The organism is Paenibacillus sp. J22R232 (assembly GCF_056269165.1).
This window is the reverse complement of the sequence record NZ_JBWDNK010000001.1, coordinates 455,531-475,050: the sequence shown is the minus strand read 5'-3', so window position 1 is coordinate 475,050 and position 19,520 is coordinate 455,531. Positions and strand designations below refer to the sequence as shown.

Annotated in this window: 21 protein-coding genes; 5 read left to right on the top strand and 16 right to left on the bottom strand. The window is 51.7% G+C overall.

Going from position 1 to position 19,520, the window contains the following annotated elements:
• Positions 1-15: 15 nt before the first annotated feature.
• Positions 16-1,563: a spore germination protein gene (locus AC0YN3_RS02285; RefSeq protein ID WP_475773517.1), complete on the bottom strand. Its 1,548-nt coding sequence runs from the start codon at positions 1,561-1,563 to the stop codon at positions 16-18.
• Between the two features lie 181 nt (positions 1,564-1,744).
• Positions 1,745-2,179: a hypothetical protein gene (locus AC0YN3_RS02280; RefSeq protein ID WP_475773516.1), complete on the bottom strand. Its 435-nt coding sequence runs from the start codon at positions 2,177-2,179 to the stop codon at positions 1,745-1,747.
• 253 nt (positions 2,180-2,432) lie between these two features.
• Here AC0YN3_RS02280 and AC0YN3_RS02275 point away from each other — a divergent pair, with 253 nt between their 5' ends.
• Genes AC0YN3_RS02275 through AC0YN3_RS02265 form a run of 3 tightly spaced genes read left to right on the top strand, consistent with a single transcriptional unit; the run spans position 2,433 to position 4,241 of the window.
• Positions 2,433-2,642, top strand: coding sequence for a hypothetical protein (locus AC0YN3_RS02275; RefSeq protein WP_475773515.1), 210 nt, complete (start codon positions 2,433-2,435; stop codon positions 2,640-2,642).
• On the top strand, positions 2,632-3,897 hold the full coding sequence (locus tag AC0YN3_RS02270) for a DNA polymerase IV (RefSeq protein ID WP_475774266.1): 1,266 nt from the start codon (positions 2,632-2,634) through the stop codon (positions 3,895-3,897). Before AC0YN3_RS02275 ends, AC0YN3_RS02270 begins: the two co-directional genes overlap by 11 nt.
• Entirely contained in the window at positions 3,894-4,241 is a 348-nt protein-coding gene (locus tag AC0YN3_RS02265; protein ID WP_475773514.1) for a YolD-like family protein, read from the top strand. Before AC0YN3_RS02270 ends, AC0YN3_RS02265 begins: the two co-directional genes overlap by 4 nt.
• Positions 4,242-4,344: 103 nt before the next feature.
• On the opposite strand, the gene AC0YN3_RS02260 is transcribed toward AC0YN3_RS02265, so the two are convergent.
• Positions 4,345-5,019 (bottom strand): HAD family hydrolase, encoded by a 675-nt coding sequence (locus tag AC0YN3_RS02260; protein WP_475773513.1) that lies wholly within the window; start codon positions 5,017-5,019, stop codon positions 4,345-4,347.
• A gap of 138 nt (positions 5,020-5,157) precedes the next feature.
• Positions 5,158-6,489, bottom strand: coding sequence for a DUF2515 domain-containing protein (locus tag AC0YN3_RS02255; RefSeq protein ID WP_475773512.1), 1,332 nt, complete (start codon positions 6,487-6,489; stop codon positions 5,158-5,160).
• A 139-nt stretch (positions 6,490-6,628) separates the two neighbouring features.
• Between AC0YN3_RS02255 and AC0YN3_RS02250 the strand changes: the two genes are divergently transcribed.
• On the top strand, positions 6,629-7,324 hold the full coding sequence (locus AC0YN3_RS02250; RefSeq protein WP_475773511.1) for an SOS response-associated peptidase: 696 nt from the start codon (positions 6,629-6,631) through the stop codon (positions 7,322-7,324).
• A 56-nt stretch (positions 7,325-7,380) separates the two neighbouring features.
• On the opposite strand, the gene AC0YN3_RS02245 is transcribed toward AC0YN3_RS02250, so the two are convergent.
• From AC0YN3_RS02245 to AC0YN3_RS02225, 5 genes are all read right to left on the bottom strand, one after another.
• On the bottom strand, positions 7,381-7,668 hold the full coding sequence (locus AC0YN3_RS02245) for a stage VI sporulation protein F (protein WP_183561882.1): 288 nt from the start codon (positions 7,666-7,668) through the stop codon (positions 7,381-7,383).
• Between the two features lie 71 nt (positions 7,669-7,739).
• Positions 7,740-9,791: an ATP-dependent DNA helicase RecG gene (gene recG, locus AC0YN3_RS02240; protein ID WP_475774265.1), complete on the bottom strand. Its 2,052-nt coding sequence runs from the start codon at positions 9,789-9,791 to the stop codon at positions 7,740-7,742.
• A gap of 7 nt (positions 9,792-9,798) precedes the next feature.
• Complete coding sequence (locus AC0YN3_RS02235; protein ID WP_475773510.1) at positions 9,799-10,653, bottom strand: DegV family protein; 855 nt, start codon at positions 10,651-10,653, stop codon at positions 9,799-9,801.
• 34 nt (positions 10,654-10,687) lie between these two features.
• Positions 10,688-12,454, bottom strand: coding sequence for a DAK2 domain-containing protein (locus tag AC0YN3_RS02230; protein ID WP_475773509.1), 1,767 nt, complete (start codon positions 12,452-12,454; stop codon positions 10,688-10,690).
• A 17-nt stretch (positions 12,455-12,471) separates the two neighbouring features.
• Positions 12,472-12,831, bottom strand: a complete 360-nt coding sequence (locus AC0YN3_RS02225) for an Asp23/Gls24 family envelope stress response protein (protein ID WP_183561886.1) — start codon at positions 12,829-12,831, stop codon at positions 12,472-12,474.
• 291 nt (positions 12,832-13,122) lie between these two features.
• Here AC0YN3_RS02225 and rpmB point away from each other — a divergent pair, with 291 nt between their 5' ends.
• The gene (rpmB, locus tag AC0YN3_RS02220; protein ID WP_053375639.1) at positions 13,123-13,311 is read left to right on the top strand and encodes a 50S ribosomal protein L28; all 189 of its coding nucleotides are present in this window, start codon (positions 13,123-13,125) and stop codon (positions 13,309-13,311) included.
• A 97-nt stretch (positions 13,312-13,408) separates the two neighbouring features.
• On the opposite strand, the gene spoVM is transcribed toward rpmB, so the two are convergent.
• From spoVM to rlmN, 7 genes are all read right to left on the bottom strand, one after another.
• Positions 13,409-13,489: a stage V sporulation protein SpoVM gene (spoVM, locus tag AC0YN3_RS02215; protein WP_010345573.1), complete on the bottom strand. Its 81-nt coding sequence runs from the start codon at positions 13,487-13,489 to the stop codon at positions 13,409-13,411.
• Positions 13,490-13,610: 121 nt separating this feature from the next.
• The gene (locus AC0YN3_RS02210) at positions 13,611-13,886 is read right to left on the bottom strand and encodes a hypothetical protein (protein WP_475773508.1); all 276 of its coding nucleotides are present in this window, start codon (positions 13,884-13,886) and stop codon (positions 13,611-13,613) included.
• Positions 13,887-13,896: 10 nt separating this feature from the next.
• The gene (gene rpe / locus AC0YN3_RS02205; protein WP_475773507.1) at positions 13,897-14,541 is read right to left on the bottom strand and encodes a ribulose-phosphate 3-epimerase; all 645 of its coding nucleotides are present in this window, start codon (positions 14,539-14,541) and stop codon (positions 13,897-13,899) included.
• 5 nt (positions 14,542-14,546) lie between these two features.
• Complete coding sequence (gene rsgA / locus AC0YN3_RS02200) at positions 14,547-15,545, bottom strand: ribosome small subunit-dependent GTPase A (protein ID WP_475773506.1); 999 nt, start codon at positions 15,543-15,545, stop codon at positions 14,547-14,549.
• Positions 15,484-17,610, bottom strand: a complete 2,127-nt coding sequence (gene pknB, locus AC0YN3_RS02195) for a Stk1 family PASTA domain-containing Ser/Thr kinase (protein ID WP_475773505.1) — start codon at positions 17,608-17,610, stop codon at positions 15,484-15,486. Before pknB ends, rsgA begins: the two co-directional genes overlap by 62 nt.
• 5 nt (positions 17,611-17,615) lie before the next feature.
• The gene (locus AC0YN3_RS02190) at positions 17,616-18,377 is read right to left on the bottom strand and encodes a Stp1/IreP family PP2C-type Ser/Thr phosphatase (RefSeq protein WP_475773504.1); all 762 of its coding nucleotides are present in this window, start codon (positions 18,375-18,377) and stop codon (positions 17,616-17,618) included.
• Between the two features lie 7 nt (positions 18,378-18,384).
• The gene (gene rlmN / locus AC0YN3_RS02185) at positions 18,385-19,431 is read right to left on the bottom strand and encodes a dual-specificity RNA methyltransferase RlmN (protein WP_475773503.1); all 1,047 of its coding nucleotides are present in this window, start codon (positions 19,429-19,431) and stop codon (positions 18,385-18,387) included.
• Positions 19,432-19,520 lie beyond the last annotated feature (89 nt).

Below are 19,520 nucleotides of genomic sequence, written 5' to 3'. Positions count from 1 at the left end.
ACGTCCCTCCTCCCGTTACGCTTTGTCAGAATGACGCTGCGCCGGCGGTTTTTTCCCGTTTGGCCTGCGCTTTGGATTTCTTAAGTTCAAATCAAGCGGACGAAGCACGATAGCCCACCAAGGCATCCTTATGAAAACATCCCTCCACGGTCCCTGCTTCGTAGGACCCGGCGCCATTGGCGACATGTAAGGCACGCCGAAGGAACGCAGCGAGGCAAGGTGAATGAGCATGAACAGCACGGATATGAATATGCCAAAAAATCCGAACATGCCTGCCATGATCATGAAGAGAAAACGTATGATTCGGGAAGTGGCCGCCATATTGAATTCCGGCATAACGAAATTCGAAATGGCCGTGAAGGACACGATGATAACCATTCCTGCCGATACAATGCCCGCCTGCACCGCTGACTGTCCGAGAACGAGCGCCCCCACGATCGAAATGGCGGGACCGATCGCCCGCGGCATTCGCAGTCCCGCCTCGCGCAGCACCTCGAACGTCAGCTCCATCAATAGCGCTTCGACTAAACCCGGGAAGGGAATGCCTTCTCGCTGGGCTGACAGGCTGATCAGCAGCGTAGTCGGGAGCATCTCTTGATGGAAGGTCGTTACGGCGATGTAAAGGGCAGGAAGAACGATCGAAATCACATAAGCTCCATAACGAATCATGCGTACGAACGTGGCAATATCAAATCTTTGATAATAGTCCTCTGGCGACTGGAAGAAGGTAAAAAAAGTCGTCGGTGCCATCAAGGCCATCGGCGATCCATCCACCATGACTGCCACTCTTCCTTCCAGAAGCGCAGCCGCAACCGTATCCGGCCGCTCTGAATTGAGGAGCGTAGGAAACAATGTGAAGGTCTCGTCCTGAATGAATTCCTCGATATAGCCGCTCTCGAGCACGCCGTCAATATCAATATCCGCCAACCGGCGGTAAACCTCTTTCACGATGCCTTCGTCTGCAATGCCGTGCAAATACAAAACGGCTACATTCGTATGGGTTTGCCGACCGATCTTATGCATTTGAACATGCAGATCGGATGAGCGGATTATTCGTCTAACCAAGCTTATATTCGTCCTTACATTTTCTACGAAGCCATGCTGCGGCCCCCGAATAACCGTTTGGGTTTGCGGAATGGTCACGCTCCGCTGCTCGCCGCCGTTCACATCGGCCGTCAATGCCGCCGCGCTTCCATCCGCCATAATGACGCATAAGCCGTCTGTCAAATATTGAAGCGCCTGCTCCATGCTTTCGATATCCTGCACCGATCCGATGGACACGACGCAGCTGCGGAGCGCCTCCAGCAGCTTGCCGCCTTTCACGTACGCATGCTGGGGCAGCTTCATCGACATTAACGGCTCCATGACGCTTTCGTTGACGGTCTCTGAATCAACGATTCCGTCTATATAAATGATTGCGATCTCGCGGTCTGGAGCCGCATCGCTACGAAACATCCGAATGACGATATCCGTGCTGCCCCCGAAGCGATTGCGAATCGTCTCGACGTTTGCATGCAGCGATGGGCTAAACGGCGTGAACTCTCCAGCGTTTTGTTTGTTCATAACGGCACCTTTCGTTTCCATGTTGCTTCTATTTTGGCGCATTATGGGTTTAAATATGTACGGCATATTCGATATGCACAGGAAAGAGGGCAGTTCTGGGTGGACTGCCCTCCTTATTCTTGTATCATGCATGTGATTCCGTTATTCTTGCATCATACATGTGCTTCCGTTCTTCGGGCTGCTATGCGCAGCGCATATCGAATCCAGCCTTTTTTCCTTCATCCGTGATGTAAATCTCATAAACCACAGAGCCCGTTTTCCATTTTGCGTCTTTAAACGCCACTTCCACTCCAACCTTCCCCTGCCCCTTGGCGCCCCTCAGCTTTAAAGTACTATAATAGCCTTGTATCTCTTCTTTGCTCAGCTTCGTTTCATAGGTAATTCCTGCTTGAAAATCGCAACTGTCTCCGTTGCCGTAGAGGCTGCCTACCCTGTCGTAGCTTTCAACCTTTTTCGTTTGGGGAGGGGCAGGCACATTTGCTAATTGATTGCTAAACCTCTTCAGCGAATAATCGTTCAAGCTTGCAGATATGGACAACGGGTTGACAACAAGCGAGAAGACTGCGAGGAACAGCAACCATTTCAATCGTTTTCTAATTTTTTTTTTACTTTCCAACAATGAATCTCCCTTCATTCTCTTCTTCGGTTTTCCGCTGCGTCTTTTATATTTTGTAAATAATGTATTCTAGATCCATTCTCTCCTTTCCTTTCAACATTTAAAAATAGTATAGGCGCGCATATCGCTTCTAGACTCCCCATTCACCGAACAACCAATTTATGTAAGAAATAACCACAAAAACCCTGTAGCATAAGAACGGATGTTCTGTATATAATAAGAACAAACGTTCTTATGTTAAAGGAGGCGCATCATGGCATTGGTTCAATGGTTCAATAAAGTCGGTTGTGTCGTTGCTATTATTTATATAAGCAAAAAAGGAGCTGTTACGAAGCGAAGAATACGGATTCTTGCTGTCAGGGAAGGCCATATCCGAGCATTTTGCATCGACTCGGGCGCCCAGCGTGTCTTTCTCGCGGCGAATATATTGGCCGCGGAGCTGGTGAGCCGTGATGCCTCTTAATAAAGTCGTTATGCTCGCGGACTGCCAATCCTTTTATGCGTCCGTCGAGAAGGCTGAGCATCCGGAGTACCGAGACCGGCCGCTCGTCGTGGCAGGCGATCCTGAGCGCCGTTCCGGCATTATTTTAGCGGCTTGCCCCATCGCCAAGGATTTCGGGGTCACGACCGCGGAGCGGCTTGGAGACTCGCTTGCCAAATGTCCGGACCTGGTCATCATCAAGCCGCGAATGCAGCTCTATATCGATATTTCGATGCGGATTACGAACATTTACAAGTCCTACACCGACCTCGTCGAGCCCTATTCGATCGATGAGCAATTCCTCGATGTGACGGGCTCGCTCCATTTGTACGGCTCGCCGGAGGAGCTGGCGCATCATATTCAAACCCGCATTCAAGCCGAGCTTGGCATCTACACCCGCTTCGGCGTTGCGGAGAACAAAATATTGGCGAAAACGGCCTGCGACAACTACGCGAAGAAAAATGATTCAGGCATTTATATTTTGAAGAAAGAAAACCTTCCCGACACGCTATGGACCTTGCCCATCTCCAAAATGTTCATGGTCGGCAGCCGCATGACCAGGCATTTTCAATTCATGGGACTGGAGACCATCGGCAAGCTCGCCGAAACGCCGCTCGAGAAGCTGAAGCTTATGCTGCGCCGCAAGCTTGGCAAAAACTCCGATATCAGCGCCGAGCTTTACTGGAACATTGCCAACGGCATCGACAATAGCCCCGTAACTCCGGGAACGCATGAGATCGCTCCGAAGGCGGTCGGACATATGATGACGCTGCCGCGCGACTACGGGACACTTGACGAGATCAAGGTCGTGCTGCTGGAATTGACCGAGCTGGTCTGCCAGCGCTGCCGCGGGAAAGGATATATGGGGCATGTCGTTTCGGTAGGCTTGATGGGAGCGGATTACGACCGCCCTACCGGCTTCAGCCGCCAAATGAAAATGGATGATCCGACGAACATAACCAATCAGGTGTACCGGGCCGCCATCCAGCTCGTGCTGCGGCACTGGGACGGCCATCCGGTAAGAAAGGTCGGCGTCAGCCTGACGCAATTTTCCCAAGACGGCGAGTATCAGCTTTCTTTGTTTGACACGAGGCGCGAGAAGACGATGGCGCTTGAGAAAGCGACGGATGCCTTGAAGAAGAAATACGGCGATGCCGTTATTTTGAGGGCGGTATCTACTACTGATGCCGGTCAAGCGAAGCATCGTTCAGTGAAGATCGGAGGGCATTACAAATGAGAAAAAAACTGGAAGGCAACGGGCTTTGGGAGTCCAGCCGCATGATGCTGCCCGAGCACAAGGTCGCGATTAACGAGCTGGAGAAAGCTTCGCGGCAGCGCGAGCGCATAGAGCTTGACGAGCAGGAATGGGAGCATGTAGCCCGTTCCGTGACCGAATCGCTCCAGCATCGGCAGCCGGTTACGCTCCGCTTATTCCACCCGCTCGAGGAGCTGACGGTCATCGGTATCGTCGAGCGGGTCGACCAGCTGAAAGGCCGCTTTATGGTCGAGGGGGAATGGTTCCTGATGCGAGATATCGAAGGCGCGGCTGTTCAGGAAAACGGGGAAAACGGTCTCTTTTGAAACGGTGGCGGCCTTAGCCCTTAAACGGGGTTCTAGGCTGCCGGTTTCCAATCGATCGGCATTTAACCGGCAACTGTCAACGGAGCGGCGAAAATTCAATCTTTTACCCTTGCAATGCCAATGAACCCACGATAGCCGGCAGTTCATCCAATCCCTCAACTATGGCGTCCGCGCCAGCAGCGGATGAGAAAGAAGCATTGCTTTTCCAAATCGCTTTCATCCCAACCATTCGGCTTGCCTGTATATCATTAAGGGGATGGTCCCCGACATACACAGCCTCCTCCGCACGCACCTCAAGCTTAGATAACGCTCGGACAAAAATGGCAGGATCCGGTTTGCGCAGCCCTTCCCACTCCGAAATCAATACCGCGTCGAAAAAGGGCTCGATGCCTAGCGCCTTGAAGTTATCATATTGGAATTGGCCGTAGCCGTTGGAAACGAGTGCCAGCTTTAACCCACGGCTCTTGAGCTGACCAAGCGCCTCTAATGCGTGAGGAAACGCGAGGCAATGCTCCTGAAACCTATGCAAATAGTCATTTAGGAGCTCCTCCCATGCCAAACCCTCGATCGAAAACTCCGCGATAAGCTGCCGGTATACGCTGTCCTTCCACACATAGCCATGATTATCAAGCTCGATAAAGCGCCTCACGTAATCCTCTTTCCGGGCAGCCTGAAGGCCGGGAAACCTCTCATACTGCGCGCTTACAAAGGATAAGAGAGAAGCATCCCTGTCCAACAGCGTCCCGTCCAAATCAAAAAGCACAGCCTTCATAGCCAAAATAACCAAATCCCTTCATTCGCGTTAAGAAGGTATTCGATCATTTTGCTTTATTTCCTTTTTATGGTCCGTGTAGAAACTTGCCACTCGGCTCATTGGCAATGCGTATGCGGGCAAGCTGCCAAAAGTCCAACAAAGCTAATCCGAATGATCGCCCCGCTGCATCGCTAGAACCGCTAGCTCGACCTTATTCAGCATAAGTCCGTATTCATTCGTAATTTCGAAGGAATGAGGAAGCGGGAGCTTCTGGAAATATGGCCAAACCGACTCTACCGAGCTGAACCAATCACCGGGTTCCGGCTGCTCCAACGGCCGATCCTTCCAAGCTGCGCCAAGCTCTGGGCTATACAGCGCCGCAGCTCCCGGCTTCAAACGGCCTCCGAGCAAGCGTTCCTTATAGATGCTCTCGGGCGGCAGCTGGCGCACGCGCGCGAACATCTGCGGCGCGTAATCCGCGCGCGAGCCTGTATGCTTCACAGCTCCGGCAAAGCATTTCGCGCCCTCATGGACACGCGGGATGCCAAAGAGCACCGCATACAGCCGCTTGCCGAATTCGATCCGCTCCGGCAAATTCTCGAATCGCTCTAAGATGAGACCGGAAAGCTTCAGTACGGATGGTTCTTCCGCCTTCCTGCTCTCACTTCCCGTTCCATATGGAAAAACAACGCCGTTTAGCTGCAGCAGCGACTGGAGCCCAAAAAACAACGTATGCAGCACCTTTTCTCGGTAGTAGGGATGCTGCACCACTCGCCGTTCGATATAATGCTGCTCATTCACAATCAACGCAACCGTTAAAGGCACTGCATCCTGATCACGCCAGAACTGCTTCCACACCGGCGACATGAACGACGATACGCCAAATGCTGAAAGCAGATGGAACATGCTTCTCCCCTCGCGCCTGCTCCATTCGTACAGCAGCAGCTGCGGATAGGCGTCCTGAAAGATGAGCGCATTCGCCTGCTCCAGAAAACGGAACACCGCCTCCCTCTGCTCCTCATTCAACAGCCAGGGCAGCCACTCGCCCTGCAGATCCGTCATGTTCCAGCCCCCGTTGCGAGATACCATGTGGGCAAGCAGCGCCCAGTGCAGCTCAGGCGTGCGAAAATAAACGCCGCGGTAAGCCTCGGTTCGCGTCACATTATTGCGGTTGCACGCTATCGTCTCGGCATGTATGCGGGCAATGATCGCCAGCTCCTGCCTAGTCCAGCTATGTGGCGGAGCAGGCTCCGCATACGCAAGCTGCTTGGACCACGCATATTTGAGCTTTGCGGCGGCAGCGCTTGAGAGCTGAAGCGGGACTGCCTCAGCAATCATCGTATGAGATGCGCTCATGGCCGCCCATTTGCCGATCGCATACTCGAGCGCTGCCCCTGGGAGCCCGAGCAGCTGCTGCAGCCAATAGCCGAATGAACGGCGGAATGCTTTTACCTCTGTTTTTTTGCCCAATGCCCGCGCCCCATTTCCCGTCATCGCCTCATACGCCTTATAACTCGCTTTAGCAACCAGTATTTGCCAATAGGCACTACGTCATACCGTGTTAGCAACATATGCGTTTCCGCCGTTTGCGATGTTATAATAAAGCAAGTATAAAGAAAGGCGGCGAAGAGCCATGTGCGGAAGATATACACTCACCGTCACGCTCGAAGAGCTGATGGTTCGCTATATGATCGGAGAGACGATGGTACCGTTTCACCGCCCCAAATACAACATTGCCCCAAGCCAGCTCATACTCACCGTAATCAGTGATGGTGTGCGCAACCGGTTGGGCGAATTGAAATGGGGACTCGTGCCCCCATGGGCAGACAATCCGAAAATCGGCTTTCAGATGCTCAATGCCCGCTCGGAAACCGCAGCCAGCAAGCCGGCCTTTCAGAAGCCGCTGCAGCGGAAACGCTGCCTCATTCCCGCAGATGGCTTTTATGAATGGAAGGCAACGCCAAACGGCAAACAGCCGATGCGAATTGCACTGAAGGGCAGAGGCCTCTTTAGCATGGCTGGGCTTTACGAGACTTGGGTTTCTCCAGAAGGCACCAAGATCAACAGCTGTACGATTCTGACAACAGCGCCTAACGAGCTTGTATCCCCGATCCATGACCGCATGCCCGTCATTTTGCGGCCCGAGGATGAACGGCTATGGCTCGATCGCTCCGTAACCGATACCGCTGCGTTGATGCCCCTATTTGCTCCTTATCCAAGCAGCGAGCTGGAAGCTTATCCCGTATCGGCGGCTGTCGGCAGTGTCGGCAACGATGAGTCCTCCTTGATCGAGCCCTGCAAAGTGGACGAGCAGCTTGAGCTATGGTAGCCGCGGAGAGCGCGCCGTGTCAGGATCTGCATAAAAAAATCGCTGACCAGAAGCGGTCAGCGAAACATTCCCCAAAGCTTTAACAAGTGAAACGTGTTGTTTGGATCGATTTTCTGTCCCATGACGAATGCCACGATCTGATCCTCTTGCGTATCGGTAAGCTGCTCCTGAAGGATAACAGCCGCCGCTTTCACTAGCTTCCGCACCTTAGGACGGTCCTGCAAATCATATTTAGTCACATTCCCAAGCAGCTGCCTTATACGGTCCTTTACAACAGGGTTTTTCATTTTGTATTTGATACGCTCGACCAACTGCGGCCGAATTCCATAATTCTGGTAACTCACTGCCCTGACACCTCCATCCGGCAATCCAAGCGCGTTCGTTAATCTATATGCCGAAAGGAGGTAATTATTGCCTAGTCCAGCTGTTCCCCTTGAAAAATTTGATCCTTCTGCAGTACGCTGCGCACCCTGGCAAAAGCTTCATTCGACCAAAAATCATCGCGCTCCGTCAGCTCTCCGGCATCTTCCCTTGCAAGCTCAAGCACTTCATAATCGGCTACCATATCCGCCAATCGGAACTCTGGCAGTCCGCTCTGCTTCGTGCCGAAGAAATCGCCCGGGCCGCGTATTTCCAAATCCCGCCGCGATACCTCGAAGCCGTCATCCGTATCTGTCATAACCTTCATGCGCTCTTTTCCGGTTTCCGATTTGGGATCGGCCACCAGAATACAATGCGACTGGTGCTCTCCACGTCCGACCCGTCCCCGCAATTGATGGAGCTGGGACAAGCCGAATCGCTCCGCGTCCATAATAATCATGAGTGTCGCGTTCGGCACATCGACGCCTACCTCGACGACGGTTGTCGCCACAAGCACATGCGTTTCATTCGCTCCGAAAGCGCCCATGACGGTTTCCTTCTCCGCTGAGGAAAGGCGGCCGTGCAGCAGTCCCACGCGCAAATCCGGAAACGACTGCTGCGTTTGAACATATAGGTCAATCGCATTTTGCACATCCAGCTTCTCCGATTCCTCGATCAGCGGACAAATAATATAGGCCTGCCGCCCTTTGCTAACTTCTTTTCTTATAAAACCGAGCACTCGCTCCATCATGCTGTGCTTGACCCAGTAGGTTTTGATCGGCTTGCGTCCATGCGGACGCTCGCGTATCGTAGACACATCCATATCTCCGAACGCCGTAATGGCCATCGTTCTCGGAATGGGCGTAGCGGTCATTGTCAGCACATCCGGATTCATCCCTTTGCGGCGCAGGACGCTGCGCTGATTCACGCCGAAGCGATGCTGCTCGTCCACGACAACAAGCCCAAGGCTCCGGAAAAAAACATCATCCTGGATTAGCGCGTGTGTGCCAACGACAATATCAATCAGCCCCATTTGAAGACCAGCCAGTACATCCCTACGCTTGCGCTCGGTAAGGCTGCCTGTTAACAAGGCCACCTGGATGCCGAGCTCCGCAAACATCTTGGTAAGGGAGCGCATATGCTGATCGGCCAATATCTCGGTCGGAACCATCAAAGCGCCTTGATGGCCAGACTTAACCGCGACGTAAAGCGCAATAGCGGAAACGACTGTTTTGCCAGAGCCAACGTCACCTTGCAGCAGCCGGTTCATGCATGAAGGTCTGCGCATATCGACACAAATTTCATTGACGACCTTCTTCTGCGCATCCGTCAACTCAAACGGCAGCGTTGCGGCAAACTGGCGAATCGTCTCGCTTTCGATCCGGTGCGCGATGCCGTCATTTCGTTTGCGGTTAAGCGCACGGTAGGCTTGGAGCTTTAATTGGAACAAAAATAACTCCTCGAATACAAGCCTTCGCCGAGCTTCCTGCCCTGCTTTTGTGTCATCGGGTAGATGAATGCGCTGCACGGCGTCGCGCCGAGCCATCAGCTCATGCTTCCGGATAAGCTCCTGCGGCAGCAGCTCTTCGATCATCGTTCCATACTGCGTTAGTGCTTGTTTAATCGTCTTCCGCATCCACGGCTGCGTAATGCTGCCGCCTACGGAATAGACAGGCTGAAGCGTCCCCGTCTTAGCTCCCCCGCCGCTTCCTGGGAATTCGGAATCCGATATGGTCATTTGCAGGCGCTGCTGCTCCCATTTGCCCGTCAGCATAATCTCGCGGCCAACCGTTAGCTGGTCCTGCAGAAAATGACGGTTAAACCATACGGCGGTCACGAGCCACTGCCCAACCTCAACCTTGCAGGTCAGCCTAGATTTGCTTTTGCCGTAGCGCTGAAGCACTGGAATGCCTCTCACATGCCCGAGCACCGTAACCTTCTCGCCTTCCTTCACGTCGGTCAGCTCACGAATACGGTAATCCTCATAACGAAACGGAAAATAATCAAGTATGTCAGCAACTGTCCTCACGCCAAAGGCGTGAAGCTCCTCTTCCTTGGGAGCACTCACGCCTTTGATTTGCCGAACAGAAATGTGGTCCAGCGTCATCATCCTATCACATCCTGTACATAAACACGGCTGAAGCGCCAGGACCGGTATGCGTACCGATTACGGCGCCAATCGTCGTCCAGCCTATTTCCTGTACGTTGAACTGGCTCTTGATCTGCTCGCAGAGTTCCTCCGCCGTGTCCTTGCGGAAAGAATAGGCCATCGTCATCCCTACCGGCGCATCGCCATAGGTCTGCTTAAGCAGCTCGATAATCCGTGACATTGCTTTCTTAGACCCTCGCACCTTATCTACCGCAAGCACGACGCCGTCCGCATCCAATGATAATATCGGTTTAATGTTGAGGATAGAGCCAATCAGCGCGGAAGCCTTGCCGATTCGCCCTCCCTTCTGTAAAAACTCCAACGTATCCACTAAAAAATATAATTGCGTATCGCGCTCTCTCTGCTCGATCGCCTCGATTATGCGCTCCTTGGACGCCCCAGCCTGTGCCATCTCAGCTGCTTGGACCACGCGCATGCCGAATCCGTACGAGGCAGACCTCGAGTCCATAATCGTAATGTCCGCTTGCCCCTCCAGCATGGAATGGGCAATGACCGCCGATTGGTACGTCCCGCTGAGCGCAGCCGATAAATGAATCGAGATAATAGGCGTATCCGCGTCTTCAGCCAGCAGCTTCTCATATACCTCGGAGAACTCCATCGGGGACGGCTGAGACGTGGTAGGAAGCGTCGCAGACTGCGCAAGCTTCTCATAAAATCCATCCGACTTAATCGTCACCGCGTCAAGAAACGTTTCTTCGCCAAAAAGCACCTTGAGGGGAATCATCGAAATCCCCAATCGCTCCCTTGCCTCTTCCGGGATGTCAGCCGTGCTATCCGTTACAATTCGGACCTTTCCCATTGTTCATTCCTCCCTGCATAAACCGATTACCCGATTATTCCAATGCGAAGACGTACGGATAGAGCGGTTGCCCGCCTTTCTGAACTTCCAGCTCCAAATCAGGATATTGCTCGCCGATCCACTCACAAAGCGAAGCCGTTTCAGCTGCCTCCGCTTCCTCGCCGGAGAGGATGGTAAGCAAATCCCCGCCTCCGTCAAGCATGCTCGCGACGAGTCCTTGGCAAGCTTCCTGCAATGCCGCTTTGGATACGACGATCGTTTTTTCTTTTATGCCGATATAATCGCCTTCGCGAATGTCAACGCCTTCAATGGTCGTGTCGCGAACAGCCTTCGTTACTTGGCCCGAGACGACTTGTTCAGCGGCGTTTTTCATCCACACGCTGTTGCGTTCGGCTGTTTCTTCTTCTTTGAAAGCAAGCACGGCGGCTAGCCCTTGCGGAATCGTCCGCGTAGGTATCACGGTAACGCTGCGTTCGCTGAGCTCGGCTGCCTGCTCCGCAGCCAATATAATATTTCCGTTATTCGGTAGAATATAGATATGCTCGGCAGACAAAGCTTCGATCGCCTTAACGAAATCCTCGGTGCTTGGATTCATCGTCTGACCGCCTGACAAAACCGTATCTACCTCATTCTCCAAAAAGATGTTCGCGATACCGTCTCCTAAAGCAACCGCTATGATGCCGAAAGGAGCGGTCTCGAAAACTTGTCCGGGCGGAACGCCTTGTACGCCCTCGCCTGCCAGCAGCTCAGCGGCCGAATAATCGGGGGTACCGCCATCGGACTGCTCATGCTCGAGCAAATCGCGATGCTGCTCTCTCATATTCAGGATATGAATATCGGTTAGTTCGCCATAGGGCAGAGAAGAATTGAGAACATCGCCTGGCTTGCGCGAGTGTACATGTACTTTAATAATGTCGTCTTCCGCAATGACCAATATGGAATCCCCGTCTTTGCTTAGGGCCCGCTTGTAAGCGGATTCATCAAAAAACGCTCCTGCTTGCCCCTTCAGCTTGCGGTTAATGAAAAACTCCATATCATAAAGGAACTCAATTTCTTCCGTCGAAAGACGGGATTGCGCCGATACCTGCTCAACCTTGCGAACAGGGGCCGAAGCTGACGGTACAGCGACCTCTTCGGGAGGCGCAGCTTCAGAAGCCATGGAATACGCATCTAATTGTCCGTCCGCGTCTGCAAGACTGCGTACGAAACCTTCATAAATAAACACTAAACCTTGTCCGCCGGAATCTACGACACCTACCTGCTTCAATACAGGCAATAGATCAGGCGTGCGCTGAAGTGCCTCGTATGCCTTTTGATGCACCTCGTGCATCAGCTCGGCCACGTCATTCGTTCGGCGGGCGTACTGCACGGCATGCTTGGCTGCTTCTTTGGCAACAGTAAGAATCGTTCCTTCTACTGGTTTTACGACAGCTTTATAAGCGAGGTCAACACCGTATTGCAAAGCAGCGGCCAGCTGCACCGTTCCTGCTTCTTCGAGACCGGCTAGCGATCTGGAGAAACCGCGGAACAGCTGTGACAGAATAACGCCAGAGTTTCCGCGGGCACCCATAAGCAGCCCTTTGGATAATGCCTCTGTCGCTTTTCCGATGCTGTTTGAAGGCTTGCTGCGGAGCTCGCGAACGCCGGAGGACATCGTCAAATTCATGTTTGTTCCTGTGTCGCCATCCGGCACCGGAAATACATTCAAAGCGTTAACGTGCTCCGCGTTGCGCTGCAAATAATCCGCGCCGAGCAGTGCCATTGCGGCAAAATCAGATCCGTTTATAAAGCGCTTACTCAACGATATTTCCCTCCCTGTTACTTAAGTACCCTGACATCCTGCACAATTATATGGACTTCTTCCACTTGTAGACCAATCACGTCATTCAGCACATATTTTACTTTGGATTGAATATTATGCGCTACCTCGGAAATTTTTGTTCCATAGCTTACGATGATGTAGAGATCGATATGCAATTTTTCGTTTACTCGTCTAACTTCAACGCCTCGAGTTAAATTATCTCGTCCGAGCAACTCGGCAATTCCGTCCTTCAGCTGTTTGCGTGAAGCCATCCCGACGAGTCCATAACAATCCATAGCCGCAGAGCCGGCAATAACGGCTATGCAGTGATCAGAGACATGGATCGAACCGAGTTCGGTGCTTAGCTGCATTGGCATGGAAATTCACTCCCTTACTGTAACGATTATGGACTAAGTACCATTGTACTATAAACGGCTCCTTTATAGAAGTCCGATCCAAAAAACCAGTGTTACTGCGGAAAATTAGGTCTCGGTCGGCATCGAACATAGACATGTCCTCATATTTAGGTTGAATAGAACCGATGTTTATGATACGATATTCAAGTGTGTTTAAATGTTATTTCGCTTACGAATGAAATTTTCCTCACGCATAACGAGCCCTATTATGGAATCAGTTTTGCTCACGCAAGATTTAAAGGAGGTGTAGTCATGTCCCGCAAATGTTTTCTTACAGGTAAAGCACCTGGTAAAGGTAACAACGTTTCCCACGCTAACAACAAAACTCGTCGTTCATGGGGCGTAAACGTGCAAAAGGTTCGCATTTTGGTTGACGGTAAACCGAAACGTGTTTATGTTAGCACTCGCGCACTGAAAGCCGGCAAAGTTACCCGCGTATAATGATGGCTTCGGCCATAGACAAAAGCACCTGAGCGCTCAGGTGCTTTTCTTTTGCTTTTACACGATCACGGCCGAAGGGTGTCCTGCAGCATCTGACCTAATTTTTTTGGAAGGTATTCAAAATCGCCTTTACGAATCCGCCCAAAAATTTAGGCAGTTTGATTGTATAAAATTTCATGCCTCATCCCTCCTCAGACACGCTCATCGAATTTATCCGTGACAACATTGCTACGCTCATGTAAACATCCTATGCGTCGTCAGTTTGTCCTATTCCATCGCGAGCCTGCCGGGAGAGCCCGTTATGCGCCCGTTAACGCATCCGGATTGTCTCTTATATAAATAAACATCGAATAAAAAACAGAAAATATTAGAAAAAATACAATAGACAGAACAAAAAATGTGATTCTATAGCCAAGTGTCTCAAACCTTCGGAAAAAACGAATGCCTATGTACAAAGCCAGCAATGAAAAGAGATAACGATAAAAATCCTCGATCACGGTAAATAGCGCAATCAGCAGTCCCGCAGCGAACGTGTAGGCGATAAGCCAAAACGTTGTCTTTACCCTCTCGTTCATGTTCCAGCCCCTAGCGAAGTACAGCGATAGCAGCTGTACGGTCCTGTTCTGCAAACACGGCATTGCCCGCCACGAGCACGTTAGCTCCCGCCTCGCGAATAACAGCGGCAGTGGCTGCGTTAACGCCGCCGTCTACCTGCACAAACACCTCATCAAGCCCTTGCTCTTCCAGCATCGCGCGCAGCTGCCTCAGCTTCACTAACGAATACGGAATGAACTTCTGCCCGCCAAAGCCCGGGTTAACCGTCATGATAAGCACAAGATCAAGATCATGTAGAATCGGCTCCAGAATGGAGACGGGAGTAGCTGGATTAATGGCAACGCCTGCCGGCAATCCCTTTTCCTTAATATAATGCACCGTTCTGTGCAAGTGCACGCAAGCCTCGGCATGAACCGTAATCCGGTCTGCGCCCGCTGCAATATAATCGGCAATTGAAAGCTCCGGGCGCTCGATCATAAGATGAACGTCAAAAGGAAGTTTTGTCGTTGGGCGAATAGCCGAAATGACAGGCGGCCCGAACGTTAAGTTCGGTACAAAATGTCCATCCATTACGTCAATATGAATCCAATCTGCCCCTGCCGCTTCCACGGCTTGGACTTCTTCTCCAAGCCTTGCGAAATTAGCTGATAGTATGGAAGGCGCAATAATCGTCATAGTTGTTAGTACCTCCGTTTTTTGTCTTTCATTTCCGCTAGAAACAGCAAGTAATGCTCATGCCTGCTTTTCTCGACCTCGCCGCTCTCTACTGCAGCGAGTACCGCGCAGCCCGGCTCGTGCACATGCGTACAGCCACGGAACTTGCAGCTTGGAGAGAGCTTGCGCATCTCGATAAAGCAATATCCTAAATCCTCAATCCCCAGCTCTTGGAAATCGAGCTGACTGAAACCAGGCGTATCTGCGACTAATCCGCCGCCGATTTCAATGAGCTCCACATGCCTGGTCGTATGCTTGCCGCGACCCAGTCGATTGCTGATTTCATTGGTTTCAAGCTGAAGGCCTGGAACGATCGCATTAAGCAGCGATGATTTGCCTACGCCGGATTGCCCCGCAAACACGGCGAGATGGCCCTGCAGCCTCTCTTGAAATGGCGTAATGCCTTCGCCAAGACGGGAGCTTGTCCCGAATACTTCATAACCAAGCGCACGATAAATGCGGTTAACGGAGGCTGCCGCAGCTTGTGCCGCAGCCGTCTCCAAACCATCGTTCTCCAAATCCTGCTTGCTTAAGCAAAGGACTGCAGGGATGCCTGCATGCTCGATATGCACGAGAAACTTGTCAAGCAGCTGTAAATTAAGTGCAGGCTCCGTTACGGAGAACACCAGAATGGCAAGATCGATATTAGCCACCGGAGGACGAATCAGCTCCGAAGAACGAGGAAGAAGCTCCTCGACAGTCCCCTCCCCGTTCTCCGTTAAGCTGTACATTACACGGTCTCCGACTAGCGGCGTCAGTCCTTTGTTTTTGAAAACGCCGCGCCCTCGGCACTGAATCGTCGTCGAATCCGATGCCGTATTTTCCGCCCGCACATAATAGTAGCCGCTCAAAGCTTTGACAATCGTGCCTTTCAGATGGTTTTCTTTGCTGTTGTGGCTTATGCTAAGGCTGCTGCTCTGACTGCTCTTGTTGCTGTTCTTGCTGCTCTTCTTCAATTGGCTCATCGCTTTCGGTAACCTCCGCTTGTGCCGGTGCTTCTGTCGGCTGCACTTCTTCACCCGGAATGTTCAAGGTGGATGAATTCGATCCCTGCAATAGTTCTTCATAGGTAATGGTTTTCGTATCGATAAACTGGTTATCTCGGTAAACCGTCACCCTTGCTTCGGTATCAGGTGCTACGAGCACGGTAACAGGAAACGTTTGTGTTGTCGTAATTTGGCGTTTATCCCACTCAATGTTCTCACCGCGAGAATCGGAATACACGATTCGTATTTCGCTCGTCTTGCCGGCCTCAGCAGGTGAGATCGTAATGTTGAATTGATGCTCCTTCGCGTCGGCAGGCGGTCCCGAGCTTACTCTAATGGACAGTTTAGCGCCTTTAGACACTTGGTCCTTCGGTTTATATGGATCTTGGCTGATGACATAGTTTTTCTGATGCAAGTAGCTCGGCTCATACAAAATATCTGCGTCATCGAGCGTCAACTCGTTAGCCTTGATAAGATCCTTTGCTTCATCCAAGCTTTTACCGATCAGGTTCGGCATAGGAACGGTCTCGCGGCCTTTGCTGACCATGAAGGTGAACTCCACCGATTCCGGATTATACTCCTCGCCTGGCTTTGGAGACTGCTGAATAATCGTGTCGGGAGCCTCCTCGCTGAACACGGGATCAATAATAATCTGATCCTCAGCAATGCCTAACGCCCCAAGCTCATCGATTGCGGTCTGCAGCGCTTTCCCTACATAATTGCCGAGCTCTTCCAGCTCAGGACCGTCACTAACCGTAATTTGAATAAGCGAGCCTTCCTTGACCCTCATATTCTTCTTCGACTGACTAAGCACCTGATCCTTCGGAATTTCCTTATTGTGCTCATGGACAACAGGATCCTCTACTTTGAGGCCAGCAGCCTCAATCATTTGTCTGGCTTCGGTTTCCGTCTTGCCAACCACATAAGGCACGTCAACCTCTGCCACATCCAGAACGCCAAGCAGCCAAATAAAGCCGCCGATGAACAGTCCTAATATGACAAGCGTAACGCCAACGACCGTTAACGGCTTCTTCCAGCCTTTAGGCTTCGCCGCAGCCGCTTCTTCATCTTTGAAGGCTTTATCCCCGGATGCAGCCGCTGTAGCAATGGGACGATCTCTCTCGACCGTGTCTACCTCTCTAATATCGCCGCGGATAGCCGGCATCACTCGCGTCTCTTCCATATCATTGACATGAACGAAAGTGATCTTCGGCTCCTTTAGCCGATCGGGACGAAGACATGTATCCAGATCTGCCAGCATTTCATGGGCAGAGGCGTAACGTTCACTCGGATTTTTCCGCATCGCTTTGAGGATTACGTTCTCTACGCTTTGCGGAATATGAGGATTTACAATGCGAGGATCCTCGAAATTTTCCTGCAAATGCTTAAGCGCAACACTAATCGGGCTCTCGCCAAGAAACGGCAGCTTCGCGGTCAGCATCTGGTAGAGCACAATACCAAGTGAATATAGGTCAGACTTCTCTCCGGTATTAACCCCCTTCGCATGCTCGGGGGAGAAATAGTGGACGGATCCGATGACGGAGCCAGTCTGCGTGATCGTCGAGGAGGTAACCGCACGGGCAATCCCGAAATCCGTTACCTTCACTCGTCCGTTTTTTCCGATTAAAATATTATGAGGCTTAATATCGCGGTGGATAATATGATTCTGATGCGCATGATCGAGAGCATCAGCGATTTGCATGGCAATGCGCACCGCTTCATCAGGCTGCAACGGCGCACGTTCTTGTATAATTTCATTTAAGTTGTGGCCTTCAATATACTCCATGACGATATAATGCGTGTCTTCTTCTTGTCCTACGTCATAGATGCTGACGACGTTCGGATGAGACAGCGCAGCCGCCGATTGTGCCTCGCGGCGAAACCTTCGAATAAACTCCTCGTCATGCACAAATTGCTGCCGCAGCACCTTTACCGCGACCTTGCGATTCAGCAGCACGTCATGCGCTTTATAGACAAGCGCCATTCCGCCTCCGCCGATACGCGTCAATATTTCATAACGTCCGCCTAAATCCTGTCCGATCATCCTAGTCACTCCCCTCGATTCGTGCTGCCCGCTTCTTGCAGAAGAACGACAGTAATGTTGTCGTCCCCGCCAGCATGCAGTGCAAGCTGAATGAGATGATCAGCTTTGGCTTCCAGCTCCAGCTGCTCTGTCGTGACCGTTTGCAGCATCTGCTGCTCGCTCACCAGATTCGATAATCCGTCGCTGCAAAGCAAAAGAACGTCTTCCGGCGACCATTCTACCGATTGCACTTCGATCTCGACTTGCGAATCCGTTCCGACTGCGCGTGTAAGCACATTGCGGCGCGGATGATGGGCAGCTTCTTCGGCGCTCAGCTGGCCGGATTTGACCAATTCGTTAACCAGCGTATGGTCATTCGTAATTTGCGTGATCACGCCTTCTTTAATCTTGTATGCGCGGCTGTCGCCAACATGTCCAATAATAGCGTTATCCTGTTTGACGAGCGCGGCGACGATGGTCGTACCCATGTTATGGTAGCGCTCATTGCGCGAGGCCATCTCGAAAACGGCTTCATTCGCTTGCGAAATCGCTTGGCGAATAAGCATTTTCCCCTCCTGCAAAGACAAGTCGGCTTTCGCAGCGCTTTGCTCCAGCATGCTGCGGAAAGCGTCTACGGCCTTTTGGCTGGCGACGTCTCCGGCTTGATGGCCACCCATGCCATCCGCTACGATGGCAAGCGTAATTCCATTATTCAATTGACTAACCCATGATTGATCTTCATTCACATGACGAACCCGTCCGATATCACTGCGGTTTGCCGTTAACAATCATTCATCACCTCGCCTGAGACTCCATATGTTTCGCTCTTAACTGGCCGCATGCAGCCGCAATATCATGTCCTTGCTCCCTACGAATCGTAACGCTCACTTTATTCCGTTCCAATACGCGTTGGAATTCAAAGATGTCCTCGCGCGGCGTCCGAACGTAGTTCCGTTCAGGAACATGGTTAACTGGAATCAAGTTGACATGACACAACATACCCTGCAATACGTCCGCCAGCTCCTGAGCATGCTCTGCGCGGTCGTTTACGCCGCCGATCAAGGCATACTCGAACGTGATTCTCCGACCTGTTTTGGCGATATAGTTGTGGCAGGCAGCCATCACGTCATCGAACGGGAAACGACGGTTAACCGGCATAAGCTTCGAGCGCAGCGCGTCATTCGGCGCATGAATCGACAGGGCAAGGTTAATTTGCGTATTTTCCTCCGCGAATTTGTACATGCTCGGCACGATACCGCTCGTCGATACCGTAATATGGCGCTGGCCAATATTGAGGCCCTTCTCGTGAATCATGATGCGCAGAAACGCCATCGTGGCGTCATAGTTCTCGAACGGTTCGCCCGAGCCCATAATAACGATGCTCGATACGCGCTCTCCGGTAGCGTCAAGCATCTGTTGAGCCGTTACCACCTGCGCCACGATTTCGCCCGCGGTCAGATTCCGTTTCAATCCGCCGAGCGTCGATGCACAGAACGTGCAGCCGATTCGGCAGCCGACCTGAGTCGTCACGCAAATGCTGTTGCCATAGTTGTGGCGCATAATAACCGTTTCAATCGCATGCGCATCGTGAAGGCCAAACAAAAACTTAACCGTTCCATCCTTCGATTCGAACTTCGTAATTTCGCTGAGCGTGACAAACTGAAAGCTCTCTTCAAGCTTGTCGCGCAGCGTCTTGGATAGGTTGGACATATCTTCAAAGCTCTTTACCCGCTTCACATAAAGCCAATCAAACAACTGTCCGCCTCGAAATGCGGGCTCTCCGTTGTCTTTCATCCATTGTTGAAGCTGTTCGAGCGTGTAGTCATATATGCATGGTTTCATTTCATCACACCTGTACCTTATAGTAGGGCGGCCTAATGTTCTGAATGCCGCCATCGATTTATTTTACCACAAACGCCCATGTTCAGCCA

What these genes read in the sequence shown, in the direction of transcription:
- AC0YN3_RS02285 (WP_475773517.1), bottom strand. Translation starts at nt 1,563, where the DNA reads ATGAACAAACAAAACGCTGGAGAGTTCACGCCGTTTAGCCCATCGCTG.
- AC0YN3_RS02275 (WP_475773515.1), top strand. Translation starts at nt 2,433, where the DNA reads ATGGCATTGGTTCAATGGTTCAATAAAGTCGGTTGTGTCGTTGCTATT.
- AC0YN3_RS02270 (WP_475774266.1), top strand. Translation starts at nt 2,632, where the DNA reads ATGCCTCTTAATAAAGTCGTTATGCTCGCGGACTGCCAATCCTTTTAT.
- AC0YN3_RS02265 (WP_475773514.1), top strand. Translation starts at nt 3,894, where the DNA reads ATGAGAAAAAAACTGGAAGGCAACGGGCTTTGGGAGTCCAGCCGCATG.
- AC0YN3_RS02255 (WP_475773512.1), bottom strand. Translation starts at nt 6,489, where the DNA reads ATGACGGGAAATGGGGCGCGGGCATTGGGCAAAAAAACAGAGGTAAAA.
- AC0YN3_RS02250 (WP_475773511.1), top strand. Translation starts at nt 6,629, where the DNA reads ATGTGCGGAAGATATACACTCACCGTCACGCTCGAAGAGCTGATGGTT.
- recG (WP_475774265.1), bottom strand. Translation starts at nt 9,791, where the DNA reads ATGACGCTGGACCACATTTCTGTTCGGCAAATCAAAGGCGTGAGTGCT.
- AC0YN3_RS02235 (WP_475773510.1), bottom strand. Translation starts at nt 10,653, where the DNA reads ATGGGAAAGGTCCGAATTGTAACGGATAGCACGGCTGACATCCCGGAA.
- AC0YN3_RS02225 (WP_183561886.1), bottom strand. Translation starts at nt 12,831, where the DNA reads ATGCCAATGCAGCTAAGCACCGAACTCGGTTCGATCCATGTCTCTGAT.
- rpmB (WP_053375639.1), top strand. Translation starts at nt 13,123, where the DNA reads ATGTCCCGCAAATGTTTTCTTACAGGTAAAGCACCTGGTAAAGGTAAC.
- spoVM (WP_010345573.1), bottom strand. Translation starts at nt 13,489, where the DNA reads ATGAAATTTTATACAATCAAACTGCCTAAATTTTTGGGCGGATTCGTA.
- AC0YN3_RS02210 (WP_475773508.1), bottom strand. Translation starts at nt 13,886, where the DNA reads ATGAACGAGAGGGTAAAGACAACGTTTTGGCTTATCGCCTACACGTTC.
- rpe (WP_475773507.1), bottom strand. Translation starts at nt 14,541, where the DNA reads ATGACGATTATTGCGCCTTCCATACTATCAGCTAATTTCGCAAGGCTT.
- rsgA (WP_475773506.1), bottom strand. Translation starts at nt 15,545, where the DNA reads ATGAGCCAATTGAAGAAGAGCAGCAAGAACAGCAACAAGAGCAGTCAG.
- pknB (WP_475773505.1), bottom strand. Translation starts at nt 17,610, where the DNA reads ATGATCGGACAGGATTTAGGCGGACGTTATGAAATATTGACGCGTATC.
- rlmN (WP_475773503.1), bottom strand. Translation starts at nt 19,431, where the DNA reads ATGAAACCATGCATATATGACTACACGCTCGAACAGCTTCAACAATGG.